The following is a 2,400-nucleotide window of genomic DNA, read 5'->3' on the forward strand; positions in this document are numbered from 1 at the left end:
CGACGACCGCGACCGGCCGGGCCTGGTCGAGCACGACCTCGAGCTCGCGGGTCACCGAGCCCGCGCCGAACGGTACGACGACCGCGTCTGCCCGCAGCGCGCCGAACAGGGCCACGCAGTAGCCGGCGCCGTCGGGCAGGCCGATCGCGACCCGGTCGCCGTGGCGGACACCCGCCGCACGCAGCCGGGCGGCCTCGGCGGAGACCGCGGCGTCGAACGCCGACCAGGTCAGCGTGAGCGGCGCCGCGCCGGACAGGTCACGGACGGCGTCGTGGCCCGGACGCTCGGAGGCGTTGCGCGCCACCAGGTCGGCGAGGTGGGTGGGCCGGTCGGGACGGTGGCCCGGCACGGGGTCGGAACTCGGCACGGCGGTCTCCATCCTCGGACCCGCCGGGGCGGGGTCGGCTCGTCGGCACGCGTCGCCGTCAGTGTTCCAAACCCGGCCACGACCGTCGTGTCCCGAGGGACCGCTCACCGCTGTGTACGCCACGTGTCGATTCGGACACGCTTCGCGCACGGTTCGTCCACCGCGCGTATCGGGCCGCTCGCCGGAACGGCACGCGACGAGAGGCGGCGAGTGCGTTGCGCCACTCGACAGACGTCTATGCTCCGCCGCTACATGAAGTTCAACGCGTGAACCGCCGGTTCGTCGCGCGACTCACCCGAGGGAGTGGCATGCAGCTCGACGCCAGCGCGCCACGGCGCACACCGCGCCGCGCCGCGCGGGACGCGCCGGCGGTCCCCGCCGGCCGGGTCGCCCGCCGAGCCGTACCCCGTCCGACCCCCCGGGATCCATGACCCGGCCGATGCGACCGCACCGCCTGCTCCGACAGCAGCGCTCCGAGACCATCCCCGAGACCGTCCGTCCGAACCGGGCCCCCGAACCCGGCCAGGACAGACCCGACACCGTCCGCCCCCAGCCGGACGGGGAGGTGTCCGTGACTTCAGCGACCTCTGCACCGTCCCAGCCGACGGGGCCGATCGCGTCCGCTCCCCTGGTCGACGCTCCCCCCACGTACCCCGCAGGCCCCGCCCTACACCGCCCGGACGGCCGGACCACCCGGTCGGGTCCGCCCGGCCGTACCGAGCAGGACATGCCGATGCCACGACAGGCACCGCAGATCTCGCAGGAGCTGCAGCGCCCGGAGGCCGACCCGGCCGACGAGGCCGCCCGCGCCGTCGAGGACGCGAACAGCTCCTGGGCCCTGGTCGAGGCCTGCCAGGCCGGCGACGCGGCCGCGTTCGGCGAGCTCTACGAGCGCTACCACGACGTGGTCTACCGGTACGTGCTGTTCCGGATGGGCGACCGGTCCTTCGCCGAGGACGTGACGCAGGAGACCTTCGTCCGGGCACTGCGCCGGATCTCCTCGGTCAGCTACCAGGGCCGCGACATCGGGGCCTGGTTCGTCACCATCGCCCGGAACCTGATCTTCGACTACGTCAAGTCCAGCCGGTTCCGGCTGGAGCAGACGACCTCGGAGATCGTCGAGCTGTCGCCCAGCACCGGTGGTCCCGAGCAGCAGGTACTCGACATGGCCACCAACGACGAGCTGCTGGCCTCGATCGCCAAGCTCAACTCCGACCAGCGCGAATGCATCCAGTACCGGTTCCTCAAGGGCCTGTCGGTCGCCGAGACCGCCGAGCTGATGGACCGCAACGAGGGTGCGGTCAAGGCGCTGCAGCACCGCGCGGTGCGTCGTCTGGCGCAGCTCCTCCCGGACGGTCTGCGGTGAGCGGGTCTGCCGCCGGATCAGCCGGAACGCGAGAGGGTGTGTCGATCACTGCGCCGAACGCACTACTCGATGCGGTGAACGGTTTGAAGGCCGTAACCTCGTCCGCGGTCGGTCGTTGTACAGACCGGCGTGCACTGACGGCGCCACACGCGCCGACGAGCAGCGCGAGACTGCAGTGAGGACGGACGGCATGCCCAGGGCATGGGACGACGGGTACCCCGGCGACGACGGTTTCGACCGTGCGCCGGCGGGTGCCCCTGCATCGGAGGAGCTGGCGCACGAGATCGCGCTGGCCGCCGCGCTGGACCGTTCGCGGCGTGATCTCTCGCCCGATCCGCACTCCTCGGCCCGGATGCGGGCGCGGCTGTTCGAGGTGCTGGCCCAGGAGGGCGTCGGACAGCAGTCCGGCGGGTCCCCGTTCGGCGACCGGTTCGACCGCGTCGACCAGGCCGACCTCACCGCGCCGATCGGCCCTCCGATCGCCGACGACCTCGACTGGGACGCGGTGTCCAACCGCCGCGCCGCCGGCGAGCACGCCCCGGCCGCGGACGACCCGACCGGACGCAGCAGCCGTCCGCGCCGCGGCCGCCACGTGCTGCCGTCGGACCACCCGGACCATCCGGAGCAGGTGGGTGCCCCGGCCGGACCGGCCCGCGACGCCGAGGCC

General features: G+C 73.5%; 3 protein-coding genes. 2 read left to right on the forward strand and 1 reads right to left on the reverse strand.

Translation table 11 applies throughout. From position 1 onward, the window contains the following. Window positions 1-367 (reverse strand): class I adenylate-forming enzyme family protein (locus GTW08_RS07585; protein ID WP_346009873.1); only part of this gene is annotated, 367 nt, incomplete at its 3' end. A gap of 727 nt (window positions 368-1,094) precedes the next feature. On the opposite strand from GTW08_RS07585, the gene GTW08_RS07590 reads away from it, so the two are divergent. Together GTW08_RS07590 and GTW08_RS07595 are read left to right on the forward strand one after the other, a co-directional pair. Then, complete coding sequence (locus GTW08_RS07590) at window positions 1,095-1,733, forward strand: sigma-70 family RNA polymerase sigma factor (RefSeq protein ID WP_062398051.1); 639 nt, start codon at window positions 1,095-1,097, stop codon at window positions 1,731-1,733. A gap of 190 nt (window positions 1,734-1,923) precedes the next feature. Beyond that, the coding region (locus GTW08_RS07595; protein WP_161151660.1) for a hypothetical protein at window positions 1,924-2,400 on the forward strand (477 nt) is incomplete at its 3' end.

This window comes from Pseudonocardia sp. SID8383, assembly GCF_009864975.1.
GTDB lineage: Bacteria > Actinomycetota > Actinomycetes > Mycobacteriales > Pseudonocardiaceae > Pseudonocardia > Pseudonocardia alni.

Excerpts from the sequence above, each read along its gene's own strand:
- GTW08_RS07590 (WP_062398051.1), top strand. The coding sequence starts at position 1,095 with ATGCCGATGCCACGACAGGCACCGCAGATCTCGCAGGAGCTGCAGCGC.